At 72.0% G+C, this 4417-nt stretch carries 5 protein-coding genes and 1 pseudogene; 3 read left to right on the top strand and 3 right to left on the bottom strand.

All coding sequences use genetic code 11. The features are described from left to right. Positions 1-510, bottom strand: a pseudogene (locus ACFR9S_RS11125) (hypothetical protein); the annotation flags it as partial. A gap of 120 nt (positions 511-630) precedes the next feature. On the opposite strand from ACFR9S_RS11125, the gene ACFR9S_RS11120 reads away from it, so the two are divergent. Beyond that, positions 631-1680, top strand: coding sequence for an NAD(P)/FAD-dependent oxidoreductase (locus ACFR9S_RS11120; protein WP_379818665.1), 1050 nt, complete (start codon positions 631-633; stop codon positions 1678-1680). On the opposite strand, the gene ACFR9S_RS11115 is transcribed toward ACFR9S_RS11120, so the two are convergent. Both ACFR9S_RS11115 and ACFR9S_RS11110 read right to left on the bottom strand, forming a co-directional pair. Further along, positions 1667-2725: a zinc-dependent alcohol dehydrogenase family protein gene (locus ACFR9S_RS11115; RefSeq protein WP_379818664.1), complete on the bottom strand. Its 1059-nt coding sequence runs from the start codon at positions 2723-2725 to the stop codon at positions 1667-1669. The genes ACFR9S_RS11120 and ACFR9S_RS11115 overlap by 14 nt on opposite strands. A gap of 54 nt (positions 2726-2779) precedes the next feature. Beyond that, positions 2780-3208: a nuclear transport factor 2 family protein gene (locus ACFR9S_RS11110; RefSeq protein WP_379733109.1), complete on the bottom strand. Its 429-nt coding sequence runs from the start codon at positions 3206-3208 to the stop codon at positions 2780-2782. A 125-nt stretch (positions 3209-3333) separates the two neighbouring features. On the opposite strand from ACFR9S_RS11110, the gene ACFR9S_RS11105 reads away from it, so the two are divergent. Both ACFR9S_RS11105 and ACFR9S_RS16230 read left to right on the top strand, forming a co-directional pair. Then, entirely contained in the window at positions 3334-4239 is a 906-nt protein-coding gene (locus ACFR9S_RS11105) for an NAD(P)H-binding protein (RefSeq protein WP_379818662.1), read from the top strand. Then, on the top strand, positions 4239-4417 hold a 179-nt coding region (locus ACFR9S_RS16230; RefSeq protein ID WP_459077203.1), incomplete at its 3' end, for a DUF7530 family protein. The genes ACFR9S_RS11105 and ACFR9S_RS16230, both read left to right, overlap by 1 nt.

The following is a 4417-nucleotide window of genomic DNA, read 5'->3' as shown; positions in this document are numbered from 1 at the left end:
CTGGCTGGTCGCGGTGTCCGCGGCGGCACCGAGCCCGCCGCTGCCGCCGCTGCTCCCGTTGACGGTCCGGCTTCCGTTGGCCGGCTGCTGGGCCGGCGACGCCTGCTGGATCGTCTGACAGGTCGCGAGCGCGTACCAGAGCATGTAGACGATCGGCCCGTAGAGGACCGCCGTCACGGCGCCCATCGCCGCCGAGTCGGTTCGCCGCCAGACGTAGCCCGCGAGCGCGACGACGGAGCCGCCGAGCAGGAGCTTCGCCGGGAGCGTCTGGAGGACGGCGATGCAGGCGCCGCCGACCTGTCCGCCCAGTTGCATGGCACTGGCGCCGGTCCCGCTTCCGTTGTCGCCGCCGCTCCCGCCGTTCCCGCTCCCGAAGCCGCTCCCGCTCCCGGAGCCGAGCCCTGACCCCGAGTCGGTGTCGGCAGGGTTCTCCAGCGTGGCGCCCGCGGCGCCGATGGCGAGGAGGGCGAGGAGGGCGAGGACGATCGCGACTGCAGTGTCCCGCTGCACACCGCGTGGTTGTTACAACCAAGGTATAGTGGTTTCGTTGACGAAAGCGATCGTCGTAGGGAACCGACCCGGCGTGCCGGCACCGGCCCGCTTGATACGTCCGGCGCCCGACACCCCGGTATGCCAGAGATCGGAGTCGTCGGCGCCGGGAGCGCGGCCGCCGCGGCGACGTTCGCCCTCGACGAGTCGCTGCCGGACGCCGAGGTGACCGTGCTGGAGAAGTCCGGCGGGCTCTGTGGCCGCGCGGCCACCCGCCGACACGGGGACCTGACGTACGACTACGGCGCGAACTACGTCAGGTCCGACAGCGACCGGGCGAACGAGCTTCTGACTCGGACGCTGGACGACGACGGCCTCGTCGACGTGACCGACCGGATCTACACGTTCGACGAGGCGGGCGAGGTGACCCCCGGGCGGAAGCCCGACGGCCACAAGTGGTCCTACCGGGCGGGGCTGACACAGATCGCCAAGCGGCTGTTCGGGCGGACCGACGCCGAGATCCACCGGCGGACGCGGGTCGAGACGCTGCGGCGCGACGCCGACGCCGAGACGTGGACGCTCGTCGACGCGGACGGCGAGGCGTGGGGACCGTTCGACGTGCTCCTCCTCAATCCGCCGGCGCCCCAGACCGCCGACCTGCTCCGCGGTGCGGAGTGGGAATCGCCGGTGAAGCAGCCCATGCTCGATGCCGTCTCGGACGTGCCGTACCGAACGATCTGGACCGCCGTGCTGCACTACCCCTTCGATCTCGATTTGCCGTACTACGCGCTCGTCAACACGGACAAGGAGCACGCCGTCGGCTGGCTCTCCCGCGAGGAGTGCAAACCCGGCCACGTCCCCGACGGCGAGTCGCTGCTGGTGGTGCAGGCCAATCACGACTGGTCGGTCGCGCACTACGACGACGACCCGGCGGCGAACGTCGACACGCTCGCGGCCCACGCCGCCGAGATCGTCGGCGACGAGCGGCTGGCCGATCCCGACTGGACCGACCACCAGGGGTGGCGCTACGCGCTGCCAGACGCCGGCGTCGCCGCCGACCCGCTCGACGCCGCCGAGGCCGAGGGGCTGTACTGTACGGGCGACTGGGTCGCCGGCGAGGCCCGCCTCCACGCCGCGCTGGAGAACGGGCTGGAGGTAGGCGAGAGGATCGCGGCGGCTACTCGAACGTGAGGATCTCGATCCCGTCGGTGTCGTAATCAGTCATCGCCGCCAGCCGGTCGGAGACGCCGTCGAGTCCCACCTCGCGGCCGACGAGCGCGCCCGGGTCGAGCGTCCCGTCGTCGACCATCGCCAGCAGTTCGTCGAAGCGTGCGGGCGGCATCCCCCGCGAGCCGGGCCAGTCGATCTCCCAGCGGGTCATCCAGTCGGTCGGCAGCGACACCTCGCCCTTCTCGGCGTCGGTCGTCAGCCCCACCTGCACGTGGGTGCCGCGGGAGCGCAGACACTGGACGGAGTTCCGTGCGGTCTCCGCGCGGCCGAGCGCGTCGAGGCTGACCGCGGCACCGCCGTCGGTGATCTCGTGGATTCGCTCGACGGCGTCGGTCTCGCTCCCGTTCACCGTCTCGCTCGCGCCCACGTCCGCGGCGCGGGCGAGCGCGGCGTCGCTCACGTCGAGTTCCATCGGTCGCGCCCCGAGCGCGTCGGCGATCTGGACCGCCGAGAGGCCGACGCCGCCGCAGCCGTGGACCGCGACCCAGTCGCCGCCGCCCACGTCGGCGCGGTGGGCGAGCGCGTGGAACGCGGTCATGTACCGACAGCCGACCGCGGCCACGTCCCGGAAGCTCACGCCGTCGGGCAGCGTCTGGAGGTTGTGGTCGGCGTGGGGGACGCCCACTCTCTCGGCGAACGCGCCGGGCACGTCGGACTCGAACCCCAGCGCGAGGCCGTCCTCGCAGGTGTTCCCGTGGCCGGTCCGGCACTCCCCACAGCCCCCGCAGCCGAGGCTGAACGGGACGACCACGCGGTCGCCGACCGCGACGCGGTCGACGTCCTCCCCGACTTCGACGACGCGGCCCGCCGGCTCGTGGCCGAGCACGTAGTCCAGCGGCACCTGATCGTCGGCCCACTCGCCGTGGCCCTGCCACGCGTGCCAGTCGCTCCGGCAGATGCCGCAGGCCTCGACCTCGACGACGGCGCCGTCGGGCGTGGGCTCGGGGTCGGGTAGCTCGGTCACGTCGAGCGGTTCGCCGTACTCGCGGAGCACTGCGGCGCGCATTTGACCGGCGTTGGGGTGGGGTGTGGGTAGGGTTGTCGGTGACCCCCCGACTGCTCAGAGCCAGGGATACTGCGCCGTGTCCCGCCCGGCGTAGTCCGGGTCGAGGTAGATGAACAGCCGCGCGATCTCGCCGTCGCGTACCTCGAACACGTCACACCAGCGCCCGCCGCCCGGCTCCCCGTCGGGTCGCCACTCTGTCCCGTCGGCGGTCTCGCCGCTACTCGTCCCCTCGACGACGACCGTGTCGCCGTTGATGACGTAGTTGAACGTCTCGTAGTCGTGGTTCATCGCGTTCACCACCCCGCCCACGTCGCCGAACATCTCGCCGATCTCCTCCCGCCCGGTAGCGATCCCCCACTTCGGGTAGAACACGCGGGCGTCCTCGGCGAACAGTTCGAGCAGGTCGCCGCCGCTGTCGAGCCGTCGGAAGTAGTCGAGCACGATGCCTTTCCGGTCGATGTCGGCCTCGGTCAGTTCCCGCATAGTCGTGCTAACATTTACCACAGAATAACGCTACCGGCAGTGACACGACCGTCACGAGCCTGCGACCCGCTCGGCGGCGGCGAAGCCGGCACAGCACCTAAGCGGCGGCGGACCCCATCGTCGCTATGAACGTTCTCGTCACGGGCGCGACCGGGTTCGTCGGGGGACGGCTGATCCCGGCGCTGCTCGACGCCGGCCACGAGGTGTCGGCGCTCGTCCGGGACCGATCGACGTACGACGCCCCCGAGGGCGTGACCGTGTTCGAGGGCGACGTGCTGGAGCCGTCGGGGCTGGACGACGCGCTGGAGGGCGTCGACGCCGCCTACTACCTGATCCACGCGATGGGCGGCGGCCGCGGCTTCGAGGAGCGCGACCGGCGGGGCGCACGCAACTTCGCGAGCGCGGCCGAGCGGGCCGGCGTCGACCGCGTGCTCTACCTCAGCGGCCTCGGGGTCGACGGCGACGACCTCTCGGCCCACCTGCGGTCCCGCCGGGAGGTCGAGACGGTGCTGGGCCGCGGGGAGTACGACCTGACCGTGCTCCGGGCGGCGATCATCGTCGGCGCGGGCAGCGCCAGCTTCCGGATCGTCCGCCAGCTCGGCTCGCGGCTCCCCGTGATGATCACGCCGCGCTGGGTGTCCACGCGGGTCCAGCCGATCGCGATCGACGACGTGATCGCGTACCTCGTGGGCGCCCTCGACGAGCCCGAGACCGCCGACGGGACGTTCGAGATCGGCGGGCCGGAGGTGCTGACCTACCGCGAGATGCTCGCGACCGTCGGTCGGGTCCTGATCGGCCGGGAGCCGTTGATCGTCCCCGTGCCGGTGCTCACCCCGCGGCTCTCGGCGTACTGGGTCGACCTCGTCACCGACGTGCCCGCGGGGGTGGCGTACCCGCTTATCGACGGCATGGCGACGGACGTAGTCGTGACCGACGACCGGATCCAGTCGCTGGTGCCGATCGAGCGGACTCCCTTCGAGGCGGCCGTGGAGCAGGCGCTCGACGAGGAGGCGGCCGGCGAGGAGGCCTGATGGCGCCGAATCTGGGGGAGACGTGGGTGTACGAGAGCCTCGTGAGCGCGGTGCCGGGGCTGGACCTCTCGGACCGGGCCGCGCTGCTCACGCAGTTCGTCGTCTTCGAGGCGATCGTCCTCACGGTCGCGGCGGTCTACGACCTCTGGACGGCGGTGCCGGCCGGCACCGCGGCGGT

The sequence above is a fragment of the Halolamina salina genome, assembly GCF_042678005.1.
Lineage (GTDB): Archaea > Halobacteriota > Halobacteria > Halobacteriales > Haloferacaceae > Halolamina > Halolamina salina.
Note: the sequence above shows the minus strand (reverse complement) of the source record. Positions and strands in the feature narration are given on the sequence as shown.

Coding starts and splice junctions, on each gene's coding strand:
- ACFR9S_RS11120 (WP_379818665.1), top strand. CDS start 631: ATGCCAGAGATCGGAGTCGTCGGCGCCGGGAGCGCGGCCGCCGCGGCG.
- ACFR9S_RS11115 (WP_379818664.1), bottom strand. CDS start 2,725: ATGCGCGCCGCAGTGCTCCGCGAGTACGGCGAACCGCTCGACGTGACC.
- ACFR9S_RS11110 (WP_379733109.1), bottom strand. CDS start 3,208: ATGCGGGAACTGACCGAGGCCGACATCGACCGGAAAGGCATCGTGCTC.
- ACFR9S_RS11105 (WP_379818662.1), top strand. CDS start 3,334: ATGAACGTTCTCGTCACGGGCGCGACCGGGTTCGTCGGGGGACGGCTG.